Origin of the sequence: Hyalangium gracile (assembly GCF_020103725.1) — a bacterium.
Lineage (GTDB): Bacteria > Myxococcota > Myxococcia > Myxococcales > Myxococcaceae > Hyalangium > Hyalangium gracile.
Genome location: NZ_JAHXBG010000008.1, coordinates 380,451 through 404,925 on the forward strand (window position 1 = coordinate 380,451; position 24,475 = coordinate 404,925).

Genomic DNA, 24,475 nt, shown 5'->3' on the forward strand with positions numbered 1-24,475 from the left:
ATGTCTCTCTGTCTTCGCCGCTGTGTTCCTCTCCTGCTGCTCCTGTGCGCCACCGCGTGCCGGGAGCGCATCCAGCATGGGCTCGACGAGCGCCAGGCCAACGAGCTGCAGACGGTCCTCGTGGAGCGAGGGCTGGACGCTCGCAAGGTGCCGGAGGCGGGCAAGAAGCCCACCTGGTCCATCGAGGTGGACGAGGCGCAGGCCTCGGACGCGGTGCGAATTCTAGCCGAGCTGGGGCTGCCGAGGCCGCTGGCCGAGGCGGGCTGTGACGTCTTCGGTGGGGGTGGGCTCATCCGCTCTCCGATAGAGGAGCAGCTCTGCCGGGTGCAGGTGCTCGAGCGAGGCCTGGAGAAGACGCTCCAGGGAGTGGAGGGCGTGCTCATCGCGCGGGTGCACCTGATGGTGCCACCGCCTCCCAGGCCGGGGCAGACGGCGATGCCGGCGAAGGCCTCGGCGATGCTGCGCACGGTGCCCGGGAAGGCGGCGCGGGTTCGCCAGTCGCAGGAGCAGCTCAAGGCGCTCATCGCGGGAGGAGTGGAGGGCCTGTCCCCTGACGCGGTGTCGCTGCTGGTGGACGAGGCCGTCACGCGGGTGGAGGTGACGGCGCCTGGGAGTTCTCCGCTCCTGAGGCTGCGGGTGCTGCTGGCGGTGATGGGGGTGGTGCTCACGGGGCTGGCGGTGGCGCTGGTGTTCGTGGCGATGCGCCTGCGGCACTACCAGGCCGAGGCCGCGGTGACGCCGGTGGCTCCTCCTGTGCCCGCTCGGCCCGTGGTGGCTGCGAGCGCCGCCCGCAAGGTGGCCTGAGTCTCTGGGAGGACGCGGGAATGGACGCCACACGGATCATCCGAAGGCCGGTTGCGAAGGGGCGTCCCGAGGAGGCCACGCGCATCATCCGCAAGCCCGTACCTGGGGCGAAGGGCTCGCCAAGGCCTGGGCAGAGAGCAGCGGTCGCGAAGGCGGCACAGAAGACACCGCCCGCGCTGCTGCCGCTGGCTCGATTCGCGCTGGTGGCGCTGGTGTTCGGCCGGGAGCGGGCCTCGGAGCTGCTCGAGGGACTGGGAGAGCGTGAGGCGGAGCGGGCGAAGGAGCATCTGGCGGGCTTCGCGGCGCTCACCTCGGCTCAGCGGCAGGCCCGGGTGGCGTTGGAGTTCGGGATGCGGAGCGACCCTTCGGAGCAGCTCCGCACAGTGATGGAGGAGGCGCCGGAGGCACTGCGGCGGGAGATCTTCCGAAGGCTTCCTCCCTACCTGCGCACCTTGTTTCCAGAGCGGAGCCTGGAGCCCGCGGATGACTCGACACCCCCTGCGCTGGCCGCGCTGGCCGAGCGGTTGATCCGCGAAGCCACACGCTGACCCCGTCTCACATCTCGGACGGCTGTCTCTCCTCGGTGGACGACCCCGTGCGCCAAGCCCGCGATTTCACGAGCCCGGAGCCTTGGCAGCGGGCGTGCAGAGGGGAGGTGCGTCCGCGGCACAGGAGTTCCCCATGAACACCGCACCTCGTAGCTCCCAGTCCTCACTCCCGAAGTTCGCCAGGCTGAGCCGGCTCGGCACGCGCCGGCTCGCCCGAGCACATGTGACGTTGGCAGAGCGTCCCCAGGTAGCGCAGTGGGGAAGGCAGGCGCTCCAGGTGGTCTGCGAGGCGCTGGGACGCGAGCTGGGCAGCCCGGTGAGCGGTACGGGCCAGCTGGTCGATGCGGTGATGGTTCCCGGGAGCGGCCTGGCGCACACGGCGGCCTTCGTCCTGCTGGACCTGTCGATGACGGGCGGCTGCGCGGTGCTGGAGCTGGAGCTACCGGTGCTCTTCGCCGCGCTGGAGCTCCTGGCTGGAAGCAGCCAGAAGCCAGGCCCGGTGACGCGCCTCACCCGCTTGGAGGAGGCGACCACCGCCTTCTTGATTCTGTCGGCGCTGTCGGCGCTCCGGGCCCGTTCGGAGCTCTACCCCCGACTGGGCTTCAAGCTGGCGGGGGTGACGATGAACCGGGCGGAGGCGCTGGCTCGGATAGAGGGCCGCAAGCCTCACCTCTCGGTGGAGCTCTCGCTCTCGGTGGGGGAGGTGTCCGCGGGTGGCCGGCTGGTGCTCCCGGCTGTGGTGTTCGAGGCCGCCTGCAAGGACCTGCCCGTGGAGAAGGGCACGGCCATCGCGCCGGAGCTGCTCGCGGCGTCCATCGGGGCGAGGTGCTTTCTCGGGTGCACCCGACTGGCTCCCTCCTCGCTGGAGACGCTCTCGCTGGGAGACGTGATCGTCTTCGAGCGAGTCCTCCACGGAGGCGAGCACCTCTTCGGCCGAGGGCGCCTGGTGACCCGTGGCTTCGAGCTGATGGGGGAGTTCACCCCCGAAGGATTTTCCCTGACCCGCGCGCTCCGGCGCGCACTTCCCCTGGAGTCGAACATGGCAACCATCATCGAGCAGGGCGGGGGAATGCCCCCGCTGCCCGTGGATGTGGAGATCGAACTGACGCGGCTGATGCTGCCGCTCTCGGAGCTCGCCGCGCTGAAGCCTGGCTACCTGCTCCCGCTGCGCATCAACGCCAGCGAGCCGGTGCTGCTGCGTGTCGGTGACCGCGCGGTGGCCCGGGCCGAGCTGGTCGAGATCGATGGCGAGGTCGGCGCCCGCATCCTGAGCCTGCTGCCGTGAGCTCCCGGGGAAACGTCATGCTTGCCTCTCTCTCTCCTCGGAAGCGCCTGCTGATCGCGAGCGGACTCATCCTCGGACTCGCGGCGCTGGCTCCCCTCGGTGCTCTGACGGCCTCGGGTGCGGCCCGGTGGCTGCTGGGTGCTGTGGCAGTCGCGGGACTCGGCTGGTGGCTGTGGCGTCGCGGCTCCGCGGGACCGCGGTTCGTGCTGCCCGAGCGCCTGAGAGTCGTCTCTCGCGCCGGCCTCTCCCAGCGCTGTGGCATTGCCCTGGTGGAGGTGGATGGCCGCAGCTTCCTCGTGGCCTTCGGCGACTCGTTCGCCGAGATCCAGCGGGCACCGGTCTCCAAGCGGATGCCTGTTCAGGCCCGTAGGCCTGCGCCGCGCCGCCGTGCCTCGTCGCAGCCGAAAGGAGTCGTGCGATGAAGCGGGGACTCTTCGTGGGCCTTCTGCTCGCTCCGGCGTGGGCGCTTGCTGGCGAGCAGACCCTGTCGCAAGCCTCATATGCCGGCAATCCGCTGGCGATGATGGCGATGCTGGCGGTGATGTCGCTGCTGCCGTTCGCGGTGCTGATGCTGACGAGCTTCTCGAAGATCGCCGTGGTGCTGTCGCTCGCGCGCACGGCGATGGGGACGCAGCAGGCGCCACCGACCATCGTGCTGACCGGACTGGCGGCGGTGCTCTCGGCTCACATCATGTCGCCCGTGATGGCTCGCATGTACGACGCGGGGCAGCTTGCGTACCAGGAGGTGGAGTCCGGTGCGCAGATCCTCTCCGCGACGACCCGGGTGACGGAGCCTCTCCGCGCCTTCCTGGTCAAGCACGGCAGTGCCGAGGAGCGGGCGCTCTTCGTCGACCTCGCCCGCGAGCTGCGGCCTCCCGAGGAGATGGAGCAGGTCCAGGAGACGGATCTCTTCGTGGTCATCCCGGCCTTCGTCATCACCGAGCTGAAGGAGGCCTTCCAGATTGGCTTCCTCATCTTCCTGCCGTTCCTGGTGCTGGACATGGTCATCGCCAATGTCCTGCTCGCCCTGGGCATGCAGACGCTGTCTCCGAGCCAGGTGAGTCTCCCCTTCAAGATCCTCCTCTTCGTCGCCGTGGATGGGTGGTCGCTGCTCGCTCGCGGCCTCATCCTCGGCTACCGGTGATGCCATGACCCAGGATGTCCTGCTTGCCCTCGGCCGAGAGGCCCTGCTCCTGATGGTCCTCGCCTCGCTTCCACCGGTGGGCGCCAGCCTGGTGGTGGGCTTCCTCATCAGCCTCTTCCAGGCCACCACCCAGCTCCAGGAGAGCACGCTCTCGGTGGTGCCGAAGCTGTGCGCGGCGGTGCTGGCGCTCGTGCTCGCCGGGCCATGGATCGGCGGACAGCTCACGCGCTTCACGCACCAGCTGCTCATGGCCATTGCCGAGGTGTCGATATGAACCTCGAGTTCCTCCGGGCGCAGCTCGAGCTGATGGGGCCGTCCATCGTCGCGGTGGCGCTCTGTGCCTCGCGCCTCCTGCCCGTGGCGTTCCTCTGCCCGCTGCTGGGGGGACAGGCCGCGCCGACGACCGTGAAGCTCTCCCTGGTGCTGAGCCTCGCGCTCTTTCTTCACCTGGTCGCGGGGGTGGCACTGCCGACGCCGGTGGAGACACCCGTGACGCTGGTGGCGCTCGTGCTCAAGGAGCTGGTCTATGGCTCTTCGGTGGGACTCATCGCGGCGCTGCCATTCGATGCGGCGCGGATGGGCGGGCGGTTCGTGGACCTCTTCCGAGGTACCTCCGCCGAGGCGAGTCTCCCGCTGGCGGGAACCCAGGAGGCCGCCACGGGCGATGGCCTGTACCAGCTGCTCGTGGCGCTGGTGGTGACGGGAGGGCTGTTCCCCGTCGTCCTGTCCGGACTTCTGCGAGGCTTCGGGGTGGTGGGGCTGGGCGCGTTCGTTCCCTCGGAGGCGGCGGCGCTCTACGTCGTGACGCTCGCGGGCGGAGCCATGGCGACGGGGCTGGCGGTAGGGGCTCCCATCGCGGCGGCGGTGCTGACGGTGGACTGCTTCATGGGCATGGCATCCCGGGCAGCGCCTCAGGTGAATCTGCGTGAGCTGGGGGCGCCTCTGCGAATCATGGGGGGCGGCGCGCTCCTGTGGCTTGGGGTGGGCGTGCTCTGCGAGCGACTGCTCGGCGGAGTCGTGGGGCTGGAAGGTGCGCTCTCGCTGCTCGGAGGGCTGGCGCGATGAGCGAGAAGACGGAGAAGCCTTCCGCGAAGCGCCTGAGGGATGCGCGCCGGAAGGGACAGATTCCGCGCAGCCGACTGCTGTCCTCCAGTGCGGTGACCCTGGGAGGGCTGCTCGGCTTCACGGCCTTCGCGCCCGAAGGCTTCGAGCGGCTGAGGGAGTGGACCACCCGGCTGCTGCTGGAGCCGGCGAGCTCCGGCGCATGGGAGGAAGGACTGTGGATGCTGGCGCGCCTGTCCGCGCCCGCACTCGGTGGAGCGTTGGTGGCGTCCCTGGGCGTCTCGGTGGCCATGGTGGGCTTCGAGCTGAACCCGGAGCACCTGTCTCCGAAGCTGGAGCGCATCGACCCCTTCGAGGGACTGAAGCGGCTCTTCAGCCTCCAGTCGCTGGTGGAGATGGCCAAGGCCCTGGTGGTGATGGGTGTCGTTGCCGTCCTCGTGTGGAACGAGGTGGAGGAGGTCGGCCCGGACGCGCTGCGCGCGGTGTGGCTCGACGGAGCTGATGGGCTCAGCCAGCTCGTGGGACGGCTCGTGCCGCTGACGACCCGCCTGGCGTGGGTGCTGCTGGCTCTGGGCGTGGGGGACTACGCCCTGGCGAGGAGGCGGCACCTCAAGGAACTCATGATGACCCGCGAGGAGCTCAAGCAGGAGTACAAGGAGAGCGAGGGCGATCCGCACCACAAGGCGCAGCGCAAGGCGCTCCACCGGCAGTTCGCGCAGGGCGGGCCGGCACGCGGGCTGCAAAAGGCCACGGCCGTGGTCGTCAACCCAACGCACATCGCGGTCGCGCTCCGCTACGACAGCCAGGAATGCGAGGCGCCCTATCTCGTCGCCAAGGGGCGCGAGGAGGATGCGCTCGCGCTCCGGCGTGAGGCGCAACGCCGCGGAATCCCAGTGGTTCGGGACATTCCGCTGGCGCGCAGCCTCATCCACTACGACGTCGGAGAGCAGATCCCCGAGGAGCTCTACCAGACAGCGGCCGTCGTGCTGCGGGTGGCGATGGAGTCTCGCGACACGGACGGCAGTCCACGGAGTCAGACGTCATGAACCTGCTTGTGAAGATCCTCTCGAGGGCTCGGAAGTCATCGGATGTGGTGCTCGCGGTGGCGATGGCCGCGGTGCTGGGCGCCATGATCATCCCCCTGCCACCCTGGCTGCTGGACCTGGGGCTGGCCATCAACCTGGCGGCGGCGGTGGCGCTGCTGGTCGCGGCGCTCTACGCCCAGGATGCGCTCAAGGTGACGGCCTTCCCGACGTTGCTGCTGTTCACCACGCTGTTCCGGCTCGCGCTCAACGTGTCGTCGACGCGGCTCGCGCTGGCCGAGGGGCATGCGGGCGAGGTCATCCAGGCCTTCGGCGAGTTCGTCGTCCGAGGTGACTACGTCGTCGGCGCCGTGCTCTTCGCCATCCTCACGCTGGTCCAGTTCCTCGTGGTGGCCAAGGGCGCCGAGCGAGTGGCGGAGGTCTCCGCGCGCTTCACGCTGGATGCGATGCCCGGCAAGCAGATGTCCATCGACGCGGACCTGCGCGCCGGAGCCATCGATCAGGCACAGGCCCGCCAGCGTCGGCGGAACCTCGAGCGCGAGTCCCAGATGTTCGGCGCCATGGACGGCGCGATGAAGTTCGTGAAGGGCGACGTCATCGCGGGCCTCGTCATCGTGGCGGTGAACCTGCTGGGCGGCATCACCATCGGCGTCCTGCAGCAGGGGATGACCCTGGCCGAGTCGGCCTCGACGTTCGCCCTCATCGCCATTGGTGACGGGCTCGTGTCGCAGATTCCTTCGCTGTGCATCGCGGTGGCGGCGGGGCTCGTCGTCACGCGCGTGGCATCGGAGAAGGAGGAGGACTCGCTCGGCTCGGAGATCGGGACTCAATTCTTCGGGCAGTCCCGAGCGCTCTGGATCGTCGCGGGGCTGTGTGGCGCCCTGGGCCTGATGCCGGGGATGCCGCTGCTGACCTTCCTCGGGCTGGGAGCGCTGCTCGGCGGCGTCGCGTATTCGCTCGGGCAGGCGAAGAAGGCCACGGAGGAGAAGGAGGCATCCGCTGATAGGTCCCAGGCTGCCGTGGAAGGGGCGGGCGCGAGCGGGGCGGGCACAGGAGCGGCGCCCGCGAGTGCCGCCGCCCCGGTCGGAGTGTCCCCGCTCACCGTGGACCTCGCGCCAGACCTGACCCCGATCGCCGAGGAGCAGGGGGGCGCCTTCGTCCACCAGCTGCTCAACCAGCTTCGGGACGAGATCTTCTACGAGCTCGGGGTTCGCGTCCCGGGCATCCGGGTGCGCACCCACGCGGCCTACCTTCCCGCCGGTGGCTACGCCATCCTCGTGGACGAGGTCCCCGCCGGAACGGGCCAGGTGGTGCCAGGAGCCCTCTATGTCCTGTCGCCGCCCGACGAGCTGTCGTTCCTCGAGCTCCGACTGGAGCCGGCGGTGGATCCGGTCACGGGCAGGCCGATCAGCCGGGTGACGGAGGCCGGGCGCGCGCGGCTTGAGATGGCGCAGCTCCCCGTGCGGAAGCCGGGGGAGCTCATCGTCGACCACTTCCGCGGCATCCTCCGGGCCCGAGCCTCGAACCTGCTGGGAGTCCAGGAGGTGCAGGCGCTGCTGGAGGGGCTCGAGGCCCAGGCGCCCATGCTGGTGAAGGAGGCGCTCCAGAAGGTGCCGCTGCCGCTGCTCACCGATGTGCTGCGCAAGCTCGTCCAGGAGCAGGTGAGCATCCGGAACATCCGCGTGCTCCTGGAGGCGCTCGTCTCACCGGCCACGGAGGGCGACGCCACCGCGCTCGCCGAGCGCTGCCGGCAGGCGCTGCACCGCTACCTGAGCCACAAGTTCGCTCCCTCGGGCCCCCTCTACGCCTACCTCGTGGACCCGGAGGTGGAGGAGGCCCTGCGCGGTGGGGGGCCTCGCGGGCCCGCTCCGTCTCCCGAGCGCGTCTCCGAGATTCTGGAAGGCGTCCGCCGCATTGCCTCGGGCGGAAAGGTGGTGCTCCTCACGGCGCCAGATGTGCGCAGGGCGCTCCGGCGCCTCATCGAGGGCGCGTTCCCCGACGTGGCCGTGCTGACCTACAGTGAGCTGGACGTGGACCTGCAGATCCGGCCGCTCGGGCGTCTGGCACCCGTGGCCTTCGCCGCATGAGGAAAATCCAAGGCTTCAGGTGCCGGTGCTGCCCTTGGTCGGGTCGGCCAGGTCCGGCGAGGCCGTCTGGGGTGCCGGCCGGTTGACCCGGTCGCGCAGCTCCTTGCCCGTCCGGAACAGCAGGCCCCGCTTGGGCTTCACCGGGATGACCTGACCCGTCTTCGGGTTACGGCCTTGATATCCCTGGTAGTTCTTGACGTGGAAGGCTCCGAGTCCGCGGATCTCGATGTTCTCGCCGCGGCAGAGGGCCTCTTTCATCGATTCGAAGATCGTCTCGATGGTGGCCTCGGCCTGCTTCTGGGTCACGCCCCGCTTGGCGACGAGGATGTTGATCAAATCGGACTTGAGCATCGGACGCTCCCGCAAACCGCGTGACCCCTCGGAAGGAGGGCGCTTTGGCCCGTGATCGAATCCAGAAAACATAACAGAACGAGTAGCCGTTGCAAGCAGCCACGGGCTCGAACCTCTTGGAAACCTTACGGATTTCAGCCACCGGCCGCGGCAGCCGGGGGGGCAGGGGCCGCGGGAGCCGCTGCCGTCGCCAGTCCAGGGCGCAGGTGGGCGATCAGATCGGTCCACTTGGTGCGGCGCAGCACATCGGCCGTGGCGCAGTCGGCCTTGTGGAAGAGGACCTCCACCTGCTCGAAGCCCGGTGCCCCCCGGGGGCCTGTCCACGTCTCCGGCCCTCCCAGGATGGTGACGCCATGGATGGCGCTGGAGATCTCCGCCAGGGAGAGGTCCGAGGGATCCCTGGCCGGCTGGGCGCCTCCCTTCCGAGAGAGCTCCAGCAGCTGCGCCTTCACCATGCGCTCGATGGCGTCATGCACGAAGGACTCGGGGACCCGCAGGTGCAGGGCCATTGCTCGGGGCATGGGCGGCGGCTGCCCGTCCACCCAGGCGAGCGTGGCCTCCATGGCGACCCGGGTCGCCACCAGCTCCAGGGCTCGCGGGTGGTTGCCGAAGGCCCACAGGGAGTCTCGGAACGCGGCGTGCTCCACCGCGTAGGACAAGCGCGCACCACTGAGGACCAGCAGCCAGCTGACGTGGATCCACGCCAGGAACAGCGGCACCACGCTCAGGGAGCCCCACAGCTTGTCGTACCGGAAGATCTGCTCGGCGAACTGCTGGTAGAGCTCCTTGGCGATCACCCACCCCAGCCCGGCGACGATGCCTCCCGCCAGCGCCGAGCGCACCTGCACCTTGGCGTAGGGCGTCCAGTAGTAGAGGAACGTCATGCTCGTCACCGCCAGCACGGTCGTGGTGACCAGGACGATCTGCGGCGCGACGGAGTAGCCCGCATTCACGATGAGGGCGCGCACCGCGCCCGTGCCCGAGAAGGAAGCGGCGAGGAACACGGGGCCCAGCAGCAGCAGCCCCAGGTAGATGAGCGCGCGGATGAGCATGGGCCGCTGGCGCCGGATGCCCCACACCTCGTTCACGGCCCCGTCGATGTTGCGCAGCAGCGAGGCCGCCGAGAACAGCAGCGCCACGAAGCCCACGCTGCCGATGGCGATCGAGTTGGCCGGGGTGAGGAAGCGGTCGAGGAACTCGGAGGACTCCTCACGGATGCCCGGGGCGAGCGCCACGTAGATGGCGCTGCGCATCCGCCGCTGGAACTCGTCGTAGTGGAGGCTCCGGAGCAGGGCGAGCACCACGGTGATCAGCGGAATGAGCGAGAAGACGCTGATGTAGGTGAGCGCCGCGGCCCGGAGGCTGATGTTCTCCCCCTGGAAGTCTCGGACGAGGGCGCGAGCGGCCAGGTAGACGTCGGCCGCGAAGCGGCCCAGGGACGTGTCCGCCACAGGCGCCCACGTCTTCTGGGCCCAGCCGACCAGCTTCGTGCGCAGGTTCCACAGGGGTTCGAGTCCGGTCATGCGAGGCGGGGAGCAAGGCTAGTCAATCCCACGCCCTCGGGGCCAGTCTCCCCAGGGGGAACTCGCCTGGAAGGCCGCCTGCCGGACAGCTGGCCCGGCAGACGGAGCTCCTTCCCGGCGGACAGGGTCAGGACTCGCTGCCCCCGCCCGACGTGCCGCCCCCGCCGTTGCCTCCACCCGAGGAGGAGGGAGGCGTGCTTCCGCCCGAGGGGGACTCGGTGCTGGCGGGCGCCTGCTGCGGCTGCTGCCGCTGGGACTGCTCGCCACCCTGGCGCTCCTCGCCTCGGCGCTCGCTCCCGCCTCCGCGACGGTCCTCGCCTCGGCGGTCGTCTCCGCCGCGGCGATGCTCTCCGCCACGCTCGCCACCCCGGTTGCGGTCACCCCGGTTCTGGTCTCGATCCGAGCGCCGCCCTTCACGCCGGTCGCCGCCGCGGTCGCGATCCCGGTCCCCGCGCTCGCCATGGCCGCGGTCACGGTCTCCCCGTTCCCCGCGCTCGCCATGGCCACGGTCACGGTCACGCTCCCCGCGCTCGCCGCGGTCACCGCGGTCGCGATCCCGGCCGCCGCCCCTGCGCCCCTGGTCCTGGCGGTAGCGATCGCCTTGGCCCGGACTCTCGGGCCGACGCTGCAGGGAGAGCTCTCCATCGCCCGAGCCCGGCGACGAGGCCACCTTGTGCTCGGGGCCCTGCGCGGAGCGGCCGTAGATGTCGTACTGCTCGCGGTGGTAGTTCTGCTGCGCCTTGACCTGGATGGACTTGTTGTAGCGGTCCATCAGGTGGCGCAGCTCCTGGCGCTCCTCGCCCTGGAGCAGCCGGGCCACCTCCGCGCTGCAGTTGATGACGAGCGTGGAGTCCTTGTAGCCGGGGGCCTCGCGGCGAATCTCGCGGAAGATCTCGTAGCAGACGGTGGTGGCCGTCTTCACGAAGCCCTTGCCGTCGCAGTACGGGCAGTCCTCGTGGAGCACGCGGCCGATGGACTCGCGCACGCGCTTGCGCGTCATCTCCACCAGGCCCAGCTCGGAGATCTTCAGCACGTTGGTCTTCGCCTTGTCGCGGCCCAGCGCCTCCTGGAGCGCCTTGAAGACCTTGTCGCGGTTCTGCGCCTTCTCCATGTCGATGAAGTCGCAGATGATGATGCCGCCGATGTTGCGCAGCCGCAGCTGGTAGACGATCTCCTTGGCCGCCTCGACGTTGATCTTGGTGATCGTCTCCTCGAGGCTCTTCTTGCCGACGTAGCGGCCCGAGTTGACGTCGATCGCGGTGAGCGCCTCGGCCTGGTCGATGATCAGGTAGCCGCCGCTCTTGAGCCACACCTTGCGCTGGGTGGCGCGGTGCATCTCCTGTTCAATCCCGTAGGCGTCGAACACGGGCTCGTCGCCATCGTGGAGCACCACGCGGTCCTTGAGCAGCGGGTCCTGCGCGGTGACGAAGGCGAGGATGCGCTCGTACTCCTCGCGGTCGTCCACGACGAGCTTCTCCACGTCGTGCGCGAACAGGTCACGCGTGGCGCGAAGGATGAGGTCCAGGTCGGGGTGGAGCAGACCCGGGCCGCCGCGCTTCTCGTTGCGGCGCACCACCTGGTTCCACACCTCGATGAGGAAGCGGATGTCGCTCTCGAGCTTCTCCACCGGGACGTTCTCCGCCACGGTGCGGACGATGAAGCCCGTCCCGGGCGGGCGCAGCCGGTCGACGATCTCGCGCAGCCGCTTGCGCTCCTTCTCGTTGGAGATGCGGCGGCTGATGCCCACGTGGTCCACCGTGGGCATGAACACCAGGTGACGGCCGGGGATGGAGATGTGCGAGGTGAGGCGCGCGCCCTTGGTGCCGATGGGATCCTTGGAGATCTGGACCACCACCTCCTGGCCCACCTTCAGCAGGTCCTCGATGCGCGAGCTCTTGCGCGACTTGGACTTCTCCTCCTTGTCGCGGCGCTGCTCGTCGCGCTGACGGCGGCCCTTGTCCTTGTCCCGCGAGTCGCGATCCTTCTCCCGGTCCCCACGCTGCCGGGCATCCCGGCCCTCACGACCCTCGCGAGGCGCGCGGCGCTCCCCCGTCGCCACCTCGGCGCGAGGCGCCGCGGCAAGGGCCTCGGCCGGCGGAGGCGGAGGGATGATCTCTCCCAGCGCGGTGGCCGCGTGCGGCGGAGGCGCGGGCTGCGATTCGGCGGCCTGCACACCCTCGGCAGCCGCAGTCGCGGCGGCCTGCTCGGGAGCGGACGCCGAAGCGGTGGCCTCGGCAGCGGCCGCCACGGAGGAGGCAGGAGTCTCGGTGGTGGCAGGCGCGGAGGCCGGAGCCTCGGGGGCCGCGGCTACGGGAGCGCTCTCGACCGGCGCCGCCACGGGGGCAGGAGCCGCGGGAGGCTCGGCTGGAGCAGCGGCCGGAGCCGCCTCCAGGCTCTCCGCGGGAGGCGGAGGAGGCATGGTCATCACCGCGGCCGCGGCGATGACACCCGACTCCATGGGAGGAAGACCACTCGCGCTCGAAGCGCTCTCGGGGGCAGGGGCCGCGGCGGCCGGAGCGGACGGCTCGGCGGGGGCGGCGGTGACGGGCTCACCCTGGGGAGGAGCCAGCTCGCCGGGCGCCAGCTCCTGCACCTCCAGCTCCACCTCCGCGGTGGTGGGCTCATCGTGGCCCGCGGCGGCCTCGGCGGCCTCGGCCTCCACCTCGGAGGGCACATCCGGGAAGTCCTCGTGCTCGCCCTCGGTCAGCTCGAACTGGGAGCGGGCGAAGTCCGGGTCGTAGACGACGTCACTGACGTAGAGGAAGGCGGCCTTCTCGAGCCCGATGTCCACGAAGGCCGCCTGCATGCCCGGGAGCACCCGGACGACGCGGCCCTTGTAGATGTTTCCGACGACGCCCTTGTCCTTCTTACGCTCGAGATAGAACTCCGCGATGTGGCCGCCCTCGACGAGGGCGACCCGGGTCTCCCGACCCGAGGCGTTGATAACGAGGATGCTGCCCATGGGCGAATCCTGGACGCGCGCGCGGACGGGCGTGCCCCACCGGACGGGAGGCGACGAGGCCTCGCGCTTCCACGCGCGCTGCGAGAGGGCAGGGGGCTGCCCTGCACCCGTCCGCCTCGGCTGAGCCTGCTGCTGCTCTCGTCTCGGGGGTGGGGGTGGAGGGGAACACCGTCTGCTCCTCTGAGTTCATTGCGCCTCGCGACCACCGGCACCGTACCGGGCGAGGCCTTCTTCATGAGCGTTCCGGGCCTCCTGCTCGCGCGGGCTGTCCGCTCCTGCCCTCCACACCCGGTCGGAGCCCATCCGCGGGCGCCTTGGGGGGGCGACAGGAGTTTTCGGTGCAGCCGGCGCGCCCAGTGAAGTCCGGGAACGCAACCCGTCTCAAAAAGTCACCTGGACCGAAACGTCCCGCCGACGCGGGGCGTCACACAACCATCCAGAAACACATGGAGTTTTTCACGCCTTTGACGGCCGTGTAAAGCCGAGAAGTGGAGAATGTCCACCCGATGTCACAGGTCGTTCCGGGCTTCCTGGGTTTCAGGCCTGGGCAGTAGGCGCTTGCTTGCGCCCTTCCGGCTTGTCGATGCGGCCGCGCGGCCGGCGCACCAGCCGCAGGCCGGTCCACGTCTCGTCGATGAGGCAGATCTTGTTGTCCACCAGGCCGATGTCGAGCGCGGCATGGCGGACGAACTCCTCGGACAGCGAGCTCTTGATGCCCTCGCCGCTGGGCCAGCAGATCCAGATGCCGCCGGTGAGCGCCATGGCCCTCGAGAGGGCAGGCAGGCGCTGGACGAGCTCGTGCGCATCCGAGGTGAAGAAGAGGATGACGTCCAGGCCGGACTGGGCGGTGATGAGGAACTCGACGCCGTCGGGCAGGGGGTTGAGGCGCTGGACGAAGCCGCGCGGGGGGTTGATGACGGAGACCTTGGAGCCGGCGCGGATGCCGAGCATCACAGGCAGCGAGCCCATTCCATACGACGTCATGACGAGCGCTCCACGATGAAGGTACGGAACTCACCGGTGGGCTCCTCGTCCGAGCGCTCGACGTCCGTCACGCGCGCGGCCTGAGGGCCCCGGTGGCACCAGCGGATGAATTCTTCGAGCGCGGCGGGCTCGCCCTCGGCGACGGCCTCCACGGAGCCGTCGTCTCGGTTGCGCACCCAGCCGGTGAGGCCCAGGCGGGTGGCCTCGACGCGGGAGCTCTCCCGGAAGAAGACGCCCTGCACCTTGCCGCGGATGCGCAGCGTGGCTCGCCGCATGCCCATGGTACCGGCCTCCTCAGCCCCGGGCTTCGCCCTGGAGGAGCTTCAAGAACTGCTGCTCATCCAGGATGCGCACGCCGAGCTCCTGGGCCTTCTTCAGCTTGCTGCCAGCGTCCTCGCCCGCCACCACGAAGTCCGTCTTCTTGGACACGCTGCCAGCCACCTTGCCGCCACGCCGTTCGATCTCTTCCTTGGCCTGCTCGCGAGACATGCCGGACATGCCGCCGGTGAGCACCACCGTCTTGCCGGCGAAGGGGCCGCCGGTGGCGACCTGGGGCGGGGCGGGGGTGACGCCCGCGGCGAGCAGCGCGTCGATGGCGGCGCGGTTCTGCGGCTCCTGGAAGAAGGCGTAGATGACCTCGGCCATGGTGGGGCCCACGTCCTTGACGCGGGTGATGGCCTCCTTGTCCGCGGAGTAGAGCTGGCGCACGTCCGGGAAGGACTCGGCCAGGGCCTTGGCGGTGGCCTCGCCCACGTGGCGGATGCCCAGCGCGTAGAGGAAGCGGCGCTGCGTGGTCTGCTTGGAGCGCTCGATGGCGGCCAGCAGGTTCTCCGCGCTCTTCTCGCCCATGCGCTCGAGGCTCAGCAGCTTCTTCCTGTCCAGGGCGTACAGGTCCGCGAACGTCTTCACCAGGTCGCTGGACACCAGCTGCGAGGCAAGCTTGTCGCCCATGCCGTCGATGTCCATGGCGGTGCGCGAGGCGAAGTGGCGGATCTTCTCCACCAGCTGAGCGGGGCACGAGGCGCCGGTGCAGCGGATGATGGCGCCCTCCTCGTCCTTGGCCGTCTTGGCGCCGCAGACGGGGCAGCTCTTGGGGAACTCGTAGGGCAGGGCCTTGGCCGGGCGCTTGGAGAGCACCACGGAGACGATCTCCGGGATGACGTCTCCGGCGCGGCGGACGAAGACGGTGTCGCCGGCGCGCACGTCCTTGCGGCGCAGTTCGTCCTCGTTGTGCAGGGTGGCACGCGAGACGGTGACGCCGCCGACCTTGACGGGGTTGAGGTGGGCCACGGGGGTGAGGGCGCCGGTGCGGCCCACCTGCACCTCGATGGTCTCCACCACCGTGGACTCCTCCTCGGGAGGGAACTTGTAGGCCACGGCCCAGCGCGGGCTCTTGGACACCTGGCCGAGCCGCAGGCGCAGGTCCTCGTCGTCCACCTTCACCACCATGCCGTCCACCTCGAACGGCAGCTCGTGGCGGCCCTTGCGCGAGGCCTCGTACTCGGCGCGCACGCCGTCCAGGCCCTTGGCGCGCACGTGGCGGTTGACCGGCAGCCCGAGCTGCTTCAGGTGCTCCAGCTTGTCGGTGTGCGTCTTGAAGGAGGGCATGCCCTCGGTGGGCACGTACTCGTAGAGGTAGATGGAGAGCGGCCGCGAGGCCGTCATCTTCGGATCCAGCTGGCGCAGGCTGCCGGCCGCGGCGTTGCGCGGGTTGGCGAAGAGCGGCTCGCCCTCTTCCTCGCGCGACTCGTTGAGCTTCTTGAAGTCCTGCTTGCGGATGAAGACCTCGCCGCGTACCTCGAGCACGGGCGGCACCTTCGCGCCGTCCTGGGGCAGCAGCTGCAGGGGCAGGCTGCGGATGGTGCGCAGGTTGCCCGTCACGTCCTCGCCGGTGGTGCCGTCGCCGCGCGTGGCGCCCTGGACGAAGACGCCCTTCTCGTAGCGCAGGGTGATGGCCAGTCCGTCCAGCTTGGGCTCGCAGACGTAGGTGACGTCGGAGACGCCGGCGAGCTTGCGGATGCGCTCGTGGAAGTCGGAGAACTCCTCGTCATTGAAGACGTTGGCCAGCGAGAGCATGGGCGCCCGGTGGACGACCTTCTCGAACTTCTCGGCGGCCTCGCCGCCCACGCGCTGGGTGGGGGAGTCCGGGGTGGCGAGCTGGGGGTGCTTGCCCTCGAGCTCCTGGAGCTCGCGCATGAGCCTGTCGTACTGGGCGTCGCTGACCTCGGGGGAGTCGAGGACGTAGTAGCGATAGTTGTGGTGGGCCAGCTCTTCACGGAGCTCGCGCGCGCGTTTCTCGGCGGTCTTCAAATCCACGAATGGAGCCTCACCGGGGCGAGGGAGGAATGCGTCATCCCCGGTCCAATTGGGCGCGAGGATGGCGATCTTCCCAGGCTCCGCGCAAGCCTCGACGCGCCCGCTCCAGAGGGGCTCGGGGAGGGCCGCGGAGGGCTCTGACGCAGGACGTGGCAGGTTGGAAAGTGAGGCTGCCGCCATGAGGTAGGGCGAATCCTCCGGGATGCCGGAACGGCTTGCAAGGCCCCACCCGATACGTAGGATGGAAACCGTCCGCCAGTCGGGTGTACTCGCACCTACACCCGGCCGAGGGGTGCACTGCTCAACGGCCTGTATCGGCGGTGATGGTCAGTGCGTGCTCCGCGGATGCAGCGTCAGTGGGAGTCAGGCGGGCCTCTCGTTCACCGATGGGGTTCAGCGAGAGGGGGCTCGCTGGCTCGGCCGGGAGCGTGGCGGGCCAGTGACCCTGCTCGGTTCGGGCGATGTCCACCTGGACGAGCGCAATGAGCGCCAGAGCTTGGAGGCGCTGCGGTTCGAGGTGCGCCAGTTCCTGGTGGTACTGCACGGCGCTCTCCGTGCCCGGGTAGCCAGCAAGGAGCGCATGGTCCGCATCGATGCGGGTGAAAGCCCGTTGGCGATCGGCAGGTGGCAGGTCCGCCACGGCCACCATGCGATCGAACAGGATTGAGTTTCGTCGCCAGACGTACCGACGCAGCAGCGGATGGCCGATGCGATGGGTGAAGAAGGACCATCCGCCGTGGACATCCACGAGCTTCCGGGCGGCGGGGGACAGTCTGGAGATCGCTTCGGGCGGGAAGAAGTCCGGACCGAAGATGGTCAGTTGGCGGAAGACGGACTCCTCTCGCAGCACGGCGGAAGGAGGCGCGATGCCCTCCCGGAGTCGAGCCAGCTGTGTCAGCGCCTGGCGCTTGCGTTCCACGGGAGCCGCGTCGAGTGCCTCCGCGCAGGGCCGATAGACGAGCTGCTGGCTGCTCGCGGAGAGCTGACTGCCATGCAGCCCACCGCCGAGGCTCAGGTCTCGGCTCAGCGCCAGCGCATCCATGCAGGTATCCACGGCTTCGAGGACGTGGCCCTCACTTACCTGGATGCGGGTCTCCAGGGCCGCCAACTCCACGGCGAAGGTGCCCGGAGAGGGTGGGGAGACATGAGGAGGGCGCGGGCGAACAGCGCCTTCCATCGCTCGGGCCTCATTCACCAGCCGATCGATCAGCGGCGCGGTGCGGAGCAGCAACCAGGCAAGGAGTCCGGCACACGCGGGGACGAGGAGGAGCACGCCACACCCCATGGCTCGAAGAGTCAGGCGTGGCGTGGAGGCAGGGCGGGTTTGGGGCGAACCGCTCGAATCAGGCACCAGGTGTGGCCTCGGCGATGGATGCGCCACCATATCTGCACGGTTTGCCAATCGGCTGGCGAGCCTCTGCTTGTTCTCGACTCCCGATAGATGACTGGAGCGCGTGTACTCCAAACGGAATCTCGAATTCGGGAAGGAATGGGCGGGTTGCCCTGTTCCAACCCTGGGAACCACCTGCTTGCTGGAGGACTTCAGGAAGCAGGCGAGGTAACGACGCCTTGACAGCCCCAGGGGGCGTCAATAACCTGCCCAGCGGTTTCAAGGCGTCAGGGTTCCCCTGGTGCCCTTTCTCCCAACACCCTTCGACTTCCCACGGTCCTCTGAAGGACTCAGGCAGTCGCTCAGTGTCGCCAGGACGGTGCCTTCTCGCACCCCGCGAAATCTCCCGCAAACAGCCAGGCGCTCGAATCCTCGGACGCCCCCCAGCACCGCTTCCCCCATCATGCGCAAAGCACGTTCCACCAAAGAGAAGGTTGACTCCGATCTGCCCGCCGAAGAGGAGCGCCCCAAGCGCGCCCGCAAGACGGCCAAGTCCACCGATCGAGAGGAGCCCGAGCGCCCCGCGCGTCGCCGCACCTCCTCCCGCCGCACCGAGGAGGAAGAGGCTCCCGAGGCCGAGGCCACCGAGGAGGCCGCCGAGGCTCCCCGTCCCGTGCTGACTCCCATGCCGCGCCCCGTGCGCGATGAGGAGTTCCAGGAGGCTCGCGCCGTCGCCGCCGCCGAGCCCGCCGCCGCTCCCGCCGCTCCCGAGGCCTCGGAGATGCCCGCCGTCACCGAGGTGACTCGCGATGGCGCCCCGATGCAGGTCATCAAGCTCAATGACCTGAAGCGGATGAAGATCACCGAGCTGGCGAAGATGGCCCACGACTTCAACATCGAGGGCTACCAGGGCCTGAAGAAGCAGGACCTCATCTTCGCGCTGCTCTCCGGCATCGCCGACAAGCGCTTCGAGGTCCACGCCGAGGGCGTGCTCGAGCTGCTCAGCGACGGCTTCGGCTTCCTGCGCAGCGCCGACAGCGACTACCAGCCCAGCCCGGACGACATCTACGTCTCTCCGTCGCAGGTGCGCCGCTTCAACCTGCGGCCCGGCGACACCGTCACCGGCCCCATCCGCCAGCCCCGCGAGGGCGAGCGCTTCTTCGCGCTGCAGAAGGTGGACCGCGTCAACTTCGTGGACCCGCTGTCCGAGGCGGCCCGCGAGCGCATCCTCTTCGACAACCTCACGCCGCTCTACCCCACGCGCAAGCTGAAGCTGGAGCACGAGGGGTCGGAGATGACGACGCGCATCATCGACCTGTTCTGCCCCATCGGCCTGGGCCAGCGCTGCCTCATCGTCGCGCCGCCGAAGGCCGGTAAGACGGTGCTCCTGCAGAACATCGCGCACGCCATCGCCAAGAACCACCCGGACGTCTACCTCATGGTGCTGCTGGTGGACGAGCGCCCGGAGGAAGTCACCGACATGGAGCGCAGCGTGCGCGGCGAGGTGGTCTCCTCCACCTTCGACGAGCCCGCCACGCGCCACGTGCAGGTGGCCGAGATGGTCATCGACAAGGCCAAGCGCCTGGTCGAGCAGAAGTACGACGTGTGCATCCTGCTGGACTCCATCACCCGCCTGGCGCGCGCCTACAACACGGTGGTGCCCGCCTCCGGGAAGATCCTCTCCGGTGGTGTGGACGCCAACGCGCTTCACAAGCCCAAGCGCTTCTTCGGCGCCGCGCGCAACATCGAGGAGGGTGGCAGCCTCACCATCATCGGCACCGCGCTCATCGACACCGGCAGCCGCATGGACGAGGTCATCTTCGAGGAGTTCAAGGGCACCGGTAACTCGGAAATCGTCCTGGACCGCAAGCTCTTCGAGAAGCGCATCTTCCCGTGCCTCGACATCAACAAGTCCGGCACGCGCAAGGAGGAGCTGCTGCTCACCCAGGCCGACCTCATCCGCATAACGGCCCTGCGGCAGGTGCTCCACCCGTTCACGCCGATCGACGCGATGGAGTTCGTGCTCAAGCACATGCGCCCCACGCCGTCGAACACCGACTTCCTCGGCTCGATGAACCGCTGATCAGGAGGCTCCGCATGCCCCGCCCTCGCTTTGGACGACTGGCTGCTCTCGTGTTGGGAGTCTCGGTTGGCTTCGCGGGGGCAGGGTGCGAGCCCATCGATCCCATCGAGGAGATCCCCCTCGGGCTCTCCGACAAGGTCTGCTACCGCGACAGCGACTGCGCGCCCAACGGCTGCTGTGGCGAGGGCACCAACCCCACGCACGTCTCCGAGGCGCCCAACTGCGCCAACGTCCGGTGCGATGGGACGTGCACGCCCACCAGCATCGACTGCGGGCGCTGCATCGCCGTGTGTCGGGACTCGCGCTGCTCCGCGGCCTGCCAGTAGCGCGGTGAGGCGCCTCAGGGCGCCGGCGGCGGGGCGGGCAGCACGGCGGGCGCGGGGCTCTCCGCCGGCACGGCGCTCTCTGCCAGCGACGGCTGGGCCTTGAGGCGCGCGAAGTCGAAGCACGCCACGAAGAGGGCCGCGATGGGCACCGCGAACAGGGCGCCCACCAGCCCGTAGAGGCGCTCCCCGGCGATCAGGCTGAAGGCCACGATGACCGGGTGGATGCGCGCCGCCTGCCCCATGATCTTCGGGTTGAGGAAGTACGCCTCCAGCGCGTGGATGCCGATGATCCACGCCAGGATGAGCACGCCCTTCTGGAAGCCGTCCGCCAGCGCGATGAGCACGATGGGCACCGAGCTGATGATGGTGCCGAAGATGGGGATGAGGCTGAAGAAGGTGGCGATGGTGGCCAGCAGGAAGGCGAACTTCACCCCGAACAGCAGCAGGCCGATGGCCGTGAGCGTCCCGTTCACCAGGCAGATCGTCACCTGGCCGCGCACCACGCCGGACAGCGAGCGATCGATGCGCTCCAGCAGCACGCGCGCGTCGGTGGAGTACTCGGGCGGGATGAGGGTGCCGAAGTAGTGCCGGATGGCCTGCGCGTCGATGGAGAAGAACGCGGCCACCATGAGGATGAAGAACAGGCTGAAGATGCCGGCCAGCACCCCACCGATGATGGCGCGCGACACGCCGACGATGTTGCCCAGGTTCTCCTGCACCAGCACCGCCAGCCGCGCCGCGCTGTCCTTGAGCAGCTGCGCCATGTCCACCCCGAAGCTGAGCGAGGCCCCGGCCCCCTCGCCCGCTCCCTCTACCCCCCGGTTCGAGAGCTCGATGGGGATGCCGTAGCTGCTCAGCCACTCCTCGGCCCGGTGCGCCAGCGACTGCAGGTACTCCGGGGTGAGCGAGTTGACGAAGGCCAGCCCGTCCCGGCTGATGCGCGCCAGCTCGCGGTAGAGCTGCGGCACCAGCGCGATGAAGAAGAGGTACACGCCCACGAAGAACAGGGCGTAGATGAGCAGGATGGCCACCCAGCGAGGGATCTGCCGCCCCGCCACCCGCACGCGGGTGATGCGCCCCACGAACGGCTGGACGAGATAGGCGATGAGCGCCGCGCCGGCAAAGGGCATCACCACCGAGCGGAAGGCGATGAGCACCAGCGCGATGGCTCCCCACAGGCAGGCGAGGATGATGAGCCGCTTCCGGCGCTCGGTGGGGGCGGTGGCATCAAGAGGCGGCAGCATGAGGGCGGCTTATGGCAGAGGTCTCCCCCCGCCTACAAGGCTCGAACACCCGGCCTCGCGCCCTCGGCCGCCCTGTCCTCGTATCGTTGGCGCTCCTACAGCTGCACCCGGCGCAGCCGTGCCTCCAGCTTGTCGAGGATCTGCCGCATCATCGGGCGCTTCACGCGGCCCTCGGTGGCCTCGCCCAGCCCTAGCATCTGCTCCACCAGCCAGCGGTTGAGGAAGAGCAGGGTGAGGCGATCGGTGGGCGCCAGGCCCCGCTCGAGGTAGCGCTTGTTGCGCATGTAGTCGTCGTAGGCGTCGAACTCGCGCGCCAGCTCCCAGCGCGACAGCCGCAGCGCCTCGTCATAGACGGCTGGCGAGGGCTGGGGCGTGGGCTCCAGGAAGAGGGGCGCGAACGTGCCGCCGACGTCCAGATCGAGCTCCTGCACGGGAGGCGGCCACTTGGACAGATCCTTGGCCAGCAGCTTCGCCACCTCCTCCAGCAGGTGGTCCATCACGGGGATGGGCTTCGCCTCGAATAGATAGTCCCAGCGTGAGGGCATCTTCCCACCCTAGCTCAGGGCCCGGCGTCCGGGGAGCCGCCGTCCGGCACGCCGCCGTCGCCCGGGTTGCCCGTGCGGCAGCAGTCGGAGTTCGTGAAGTAGAGGCCCGCCTGCGAGCACGAGGCGCGGATGACGCGCTTGTAGCCGCTGCAGCCGATGATGAGCCCCTGCCCCTCGCACACCGGAGCGCCCGCGGTGTCCGGATCGCAGGAGGCGGAGCCCTCCTCCACGCACAGCGCCCGGGAGCGGAAGAAGCGCGGCGAGCTGGTCTCTCCGACGACGAGCTCGCAGGTGGCCGCCGCGCCGCACTCCACGGTGTTCAAGCCGGTGGAGCAGGGGCCTACCGAGCAGGAGCGCTCGCAGTTGAGGGCCTTGTCCTCCTCGCAGAGCGGCGTCTTGGCGCAGTCGTCATCATCGGAGCAGGAGAGCAGCAGGAGGAGGGGAACGAGGAGCAGGGCTTTGGACACGGGGAACCTCGTCGTCAGGTGAAGTACTCGAGGAAGTTGACCAGGATCTGCCGACCGTAGGGCGTCGGAGTGATGCCCGCGAGCAGCCGGGGCACCCGCTCTCCGGGAGGCACGCCGCGCGCGGTGGCCTCCGCCTCCAGCCGCTCGGCCCGGGCCTGGATGAGCGCTCGCATCGCGTCCGGCTGGACTTCCGGATGGAACTGCACACCGCGAGAGCACGGCCGGAAGGCCAGCGCCTGGACGGCCGTGTTGGCGTTGCCCGCGAGCACCACCGTGCCCTCGGGCGGTTCGGGGACGATGTCCTCGTGGGTGGCCTGCACGGCGACGCTGGAGGGCATCCCCTGGAAGAGCGGATCCGCCTGGCCCGAGGGCGTCAGCTCCACCTGGACGGTGCCGATCTCCCGGCCCAGGGGGTTGCGCACCACGCACCCTCCGTAGGCGTGCGCCAGCAGCTGGTGGCCGAAGCACACCCCGAGCACCGGGATGTTCCGCTCCGCCGCATCCACCATGAGTGCCGCCGCGCGCTCCATCCATGGCTCCAGTCGCGTCACCGACAGCGGTGAGCCCGTCATCATCACCGCGTCATAGCCCGTCGCGTCCCCTGGCAGCTTCGCGCCTTGATGCGCATGGAGGATGTCGAATCGATAACCGGACAGTCCCAGGGTCTGTAGAAACCACCGGTCATAGTCGCCCACCGAGAGGCGCACCGAGGCCGCGGCCTCCCCTGCTTTCAGCAACAGAACGTTCTTCATCTCACCTGTCTCCGCCCTGGGTTGCCGCCCCTGTGGGCCGTCCCTACCGTTCTTCGCCGATCCTGAGTCGGTGCCCGCTGCTTCGGCGCTCTGTCGCCCGGGCCTTTCAAGGAGTCTCCATGACCGACGCTCGCTCGCTCGCTCCTCAACTTCCCGCCCTGAAGCTGCTCATCGATGGGCAGCCTGTGGACCCCGTGGAAGGGGGAGCCCTTCCGGTGATGAACCCTGCCACCGGGCAGAAGATCTGCGACGTGCCGTCCGCCACTGGCGCGGATGTGGACAAGGCGGTGAAGGCCGCGCGCCGGGCTTTCGAGTCCGGGCCCTGGAGCAAGATGAACCCCAGCGAGCGCGGCAAGCTCATCCGCAAGCTCTCGGAGCTCTTGTGGCAGCGCCGAGAGGAGTTCGCGCTCGTCGAGTCGATGAACAACGGCAAGACGTTCCGTGAGGCCATCCGCGGGGATGTGTCTCCGGGCGCCGCCACGCTGGCCTACTTCTCCGACTGGACGAACAAGATCACCGGCGAGGTGCTTCCGGTGGACGGGCCCTTCCTCACCTACTGCCTCAAGGAGCCAGTGGGCGTGGTGGGCGCCATCGTCCCGTGGAACTACCCCACGTGCCTGCTGTGCTGGAAGCTGGGGCCGGCGCTGGCGGCGGGGTGCACCGTGGTGGTGAAGCCCTCGGAGCTCACGCCGCTCACCGCGCTCAAGCTGGGCGCGCTCGCCCTGGAGGCCGGCTTTCCGCCCGGCGTGCTCAACGTGGTGACGGGCTATGGCGATCCGACGGGCGAGGCGCTCGCGCGGCACCCGGACGTGGACAAGATCTCCTTCACGGGCTCCGGGCGCACCGCGCGCCGGCTGCTGCAGGCCTCGGCGGGCAGCAACCTCAAGAAGCTGACGCTGGAGCTGGGCGGAAAGAGCCCGCAGATCGTCCTCCCGGATGCGGACTTCGACACGGCCATCGAGGCGTGCTTCTGGGGCATCTTCGGCAACAAGGGGGAGATCTGCAACGCGGGCAGCCGCGTGCTCGTCCACGAGAAGGCCTATGACGCGTTCGTGGGCCGGCTGGCCGAGCGCGCGCAGAAGATGCGCGTGGGCGATCCGCTGGATCCCGAGACGGAGATGGGCTCGCAGATCAGCCCGAAGCAGCTGGAGACGATCCTCAGCTACATCGACAGCGGCAAGAAGCAGGGCGCGAAGCTGCTGGCGGGCGGCGAGCGGGACACACAGGGCGCCAAGGCGAAGGGCCACTTCGTCAAGCCGACCATCTTCGGCGACGTGCAGCCGGAGATGAAGATCGCCCAGGAAGAGATCTTCGGCCCGGTGCTCAGCTGCATCCGGTTCCGCGACGAGGCGCACGCGCTCGATATCGCCAACGGCACCAGCTACGGCCTGGCGGCATCGATCTGGACGCGCGACGTGGCGAAGGCGCACGCGATGGCGCGCAAGGTGAAGAGTGGCGTGGTGTGGATCAACTGCTTCAACGAGTTCGATGATGCGGCGCCGTTCGGTGGCTACAAGGAGTCCGGCTGGGGCCGGGACCTGTCCCATCACGCCCTGGAGGGTTACCTCCAGTACAAGGCGGTGTGGACGAAGCTGCCGACGGGCCTCTGATTCCTCTCG

23 protein-coding genes are annotated in these 24,475 nt (G+C 69.3%); 12 read left to right on the plus strand and 11 right to left on the minus strand.

The window, feature by feature from the left end; all coding sequences use genetic code 11:
* The 9 genes from KY572_RS18995 (at position 1) to KY572_RS19035 (ending at position 7,973) form a co-directional block, all read left to right on the plus strand.
* On the plus strand, positions 1–804 hold the full coding sequence (locus KY572_RS18995; protein ID WP_224244282.1) for a flagellar M-ring protein FliF: 804 nt from the start codon (positions 1–3) through the stop codon (positions 802–804).
* A gap of 20 nt (positions 805–824) precedes the next feature.
* Positions 825–1,352, plus strand: coding sequence for a hypothetical protein (locus tag KY572_RS19000; RefSeq protein ID WP_224244283.1), 528 nt, complete (start codon positions 825–827; stop codon positions 1,350–1,352).
* A 133-nt stretch (positions 1,353–1,485) separates the two neighbouring features.
* Positions 1,486–2,637 (plus strand): FliM/FliN family flagellar motor switch protein, encoded by a 1,152-nt coding sequence (locus KY572_RS19005; protein WP_224244284.1) that lies wholly within the window; start codon positions 1,486–1,488, stop codon positions 2,635–2,637.
* A 17-nt stretch (positions 2,638–2,654) separates the two neighbouring features.
* Entirely contained in the window at positions 2,655–3,059 is a 405-nt protein-coding gene (locus KY572_RS19010) for a flagellar biosynthetic protein FliO (RefSeq protein ID WP_224244285.1), read from the plus strand.
* Positions 3,056–3,781 (plus strand): type III secretion system export apparatus subunit SctR, encoded by a 726-nt coding sequence (gene sctR / locus KY572_RS19015; RefSeq protein WP_224244286.1) that lies wholly within the window; start codon positions 3,056–3,058, stop codon positions 3,779–3,781. Before KY572_RS19010 ends, sctR begins: the two co-directional genes overlap by 4 nt.
* A 4-nt stretch (positions 3,782–3,785) precedes the next feature.
* A complete protein-coding gene (gene fliQ / locus KY572_RS19020) occupies positions 3,786–4,055 on the plus strand; it encodes a flagellar biosynthesis protein FliQ (protein ID WP_224244287.1) in 270 nt (89 codons plus the stop codon).
* Positions 4,052–4,846, plus strand: a complete 795-nt coding sequence (locus KY572_RS19025) for an EscT/YscT/HrcT family type III secretion system export apparatus protein (protein WP_224244288.1) — start codon at positions 4,052–4,054, stop codon at positions 4,844–4,846. The genes fliQ and KY572_RS19025 overlap by 4 nt, the downstream gene beginning before the upstream one ends.
* Positions 4,843–5,889, plus strand: a complete 1,047-nt coding sequence (locus KY572_RS19030; RefSeq protein WP_224244289.1) for an EscU/YscU/HrcU family type III secretion system export apparatus switch protein — start codon at positions 4,843–4,845, stop codon at positions 5,887–5,889. Before KY572_RS19025 ends, KY572_RS19030 begins: the two co-directional genes overlap by 4 nt.
* On the plus strand, positions 5,886–7,973 hold the full coding sequence (locus KY572_RS19035; protein ID WP_224244290.1) for a flagellar biosynthesis protein FlhA: 2,088 nt from the start codon (positions 5,886–5,888) through the stop codon (positions 7,971–7,973). The genes KY572_RS19030 and KY572_RS19035 overlap by 4 nt, the downstream gene beginning before the upstream one ends.
* A gap of 15 nt (positions 7,974–7,988) precedes the next feature.
* Here the strand turns inward: KY572_RS19035 and KY572_RS19040 are convergent, their stop codons facing one another.
* The 7 genes from KY572_RS19040 to KY572_RS19070 form a co-directional block, all read right to left on the minus strand.
* The gene (locus tag KY572_RS19040; RefSeq protein WP_224244291.1) at positions 7,989–8,324 is read right to left on the minus strand and encodes an HU family DNA-binding protein; all 336 of its coding nucleotides are present in this window, start codon (positions 8,322–8,324) and stop codon (positions 7,989–7,991) included.
* Positions 8,325–8,458: 134 nt separating this feature from the next.
* Entirely contained in the window at positions 8,459–9,847 is a 1,389-nt protein-coding gene (locus KY572_RS19045; protein WP_224244292.1) for a YhjD/YihY/BrkB family envelope integrity protein, read from the minus strand.
* Between the two features lie 127 nt (positions 9,848–9,974).
* On the minus strand, positions 9,975–12,809 hold the full coding sequence (locus KY572_RS19050) for an Rne/Rng family ribonuclease (protein ID WP_224244293.1): 2,835 nt from the start codon (positions 12,807–12,809) through the stop codon (positions 9,975–9,977).
* Between the two features lie 537 nt (positions 12,810–13,346).
* Positions 13,347–13,793, minus strand: coding sequence for a DUF3052 domain-containing protein (locus tag KY572_RS19055; protein WP_224244294.1), 447 nt, complete (start codon positions 13,791–13,793; stop codon positions 13,347–13,349).
* Positions 13,790–14,074 carry an acylphosphatase gene (locus KY572_RS19060; RefSeq protein ID WP_224244295.1) on the minus strand — a complete coding sequence of 95 codons (285 nt, stop codon included), beginning with the start codon at positions 14,072–14,074 and terminating at the stop codon, positions 13,790–13,792. Before KY572_RS19060 ends, KY572_RS19055 begins: the two co-directional genes overlap by 4 nt.
* A gap of 13 nt (positions 14,075–14,087) precedes the next feature.
* Entirely contained in the window at positions 14,088–16,103 is a 2,016-nt protein-coding gene (ligA, locus tag KY572_RS19065) for an NAD-dependent DNA ligase LigA (RefSeq protein WP_224244369.1), read from the minus strand.
* A gap of 307 nt (positions 16,104–16,410) precedes the next feature.
* Positions 16,411–17,382, minus strand: coding sequence for a hypothetical protein (locus tag KY572_RS19070; RefSeq protein WP_224244296.1), 972 nt, complete (start codon positions 17,380–17,382; stop codon positions 16,411–16,413).
* A gap of 520 nt (positions 17,383–17,902) precedes the next feature.
* Here KY572_RS19070 and rho point away from each other — a divergent pair.
* Positions 17,903–19,522, plus strand: coding sequence for a transcription termination factor Rho (gene rho / locus KY572_RS19075; protein ID WP_224244297.1), 1,620 nt, complete (start codon positions 17,903–17,905; stop codon positions 19,520–19,522).
* 14 nt (positions 19,523–19,536) lie between these two features.
* Complete coding sequence (locus KY572_RS19080; RefSeq protein ID WP_224244298.1) at positions 19,537–19,848, plus strand: hypothetical protein; 312 nt, start codon at positions 19,537–19,539, stop codon at positions 19,846–19,848.
* A gap of 14 nt (positions 19,849–19,862) precedes the next feature.
* On the opposite strand, the gene KY572_RS19085 is transcribed toward KY572_RS19080, so the two are convergent.
* From KY572_RS19085 to KY572_RS19100, 4 genes are all read right to left on the minus strand, one after another.
* A complete protein-coding gene (locus tag KY572_RS19085; RefSeq protein ID WP_224244299.1) occupies positions 19,863–21,092 on the minus strand; it encodes an AI-2E family transporter in 1,230 nt (409 codons plus the stop codon).
* 95 nt (positions 21,093–21,187) lie between these two features.
* Positions 21,188–21,637, minus strand: a complete 450-nt coding sequence (locus KY572_RS19090) for a hypothetical protein (RefSeq protein WP_224244300.1) — start codon at positions 21,635–21,637, stop codon at positions 21,188–21,190.
* 14 nt (positions 21,638–21,651) lie between these two features.
* A complete protein-coding gene (locus tag KY572_RS19095) occupies positions 21,652–22,104 on the minus strand; it encodes a hypothetical protein (protein ID WP_224244301.1) in 453 nt (150 codons plus the stop codon).
* A gap of 14 nt (positions 22,105–22,118) precedes the next feature.
* On the minus strand, positions 22,119–22,856 hold the full coding sequence (locus KY572_RS19100) for a glutamine amidotransferase (protein ID WP_224244302.1): 738 nt from the start codon (positions 22,854–22,856) through the stop codon (positions 22,119–22,121).
* A 119-nt stretch (positions 22,857–22,975) separates the two neighbouring features.
* Here KY572_RS19100 and KY572_RS19105 point away from each other — a divergent pair, with 119 nt between their 5' ends.
* The gene (locus KY572_RS19105; RefSeq protein WP_224244303.1) at positions 22,976–24,466 is read left to right on the plus strand and encodes an aldehyde dehydrogenase family protein; all 1,491 of its coding nucleotides are present in this window, start codon (positions 22,976–22,978) and stop codon (positions 24,464–24,466) included.
* Positions 24,467–24,475 lie beyond the last annotated feature (9 nt).